Annotated in this window: 1 pseudogene; it reads left to right on the top strand. The window is 61.8% G+C overall.

Annotation, left to right across the window (positions count from 1 at the left end):
• A pseudogene (locus tag EP237_RS22950) lies at positions 1-259 on the top strand (hypothetical protein); the annotation flags it as partial.
• Positions 260-377: the final 118 nt, after the last annotated feature.

Consider the following 377-nt stretch of genomic DNA (forward strand, 5'->3'; position numbering starts at 1 on the left):
AGGACGCCGTTCTGCAACAACGCCGGCCCGTGCCGTCGAACGCGCCGGAACCGTTGAGGGCGCCGCCGTGACCGCGGAACTGGAGCAGATGCGCGACGAGCCCACCATTTTCGGCGCACGGACCTTCACCGACGAGCTGCATCACCAGAACTCTGCCGAGATGCAGATCGTCGAAATCACCGAGGGCATCCCGGCAGTCACCGGAAGCTGGCGGATTTCGCAGCCGGTGCCGCTGGAGATTCTGCTGGCCAACGACTGACCTTGGTTTTCAGGACTTGGAAAAGGCTGGCTACCAAGGTCGGCCTTTTTCGATGTGAGCAGGGGGTCAGGGTGCAGAGTTTGCAAAGGCTTTGGCAATCTCGACGAAGTTGCGCAGC

This window comes from Nioella ostreopsis (assembly GCF_004000255.1).
GTDB lineage: Bacteria > Pseudomonadota > Alphaproteobacteria > Rhodobacterales > Rhodobacteraceae > Nioella > Nioella ostreopsis.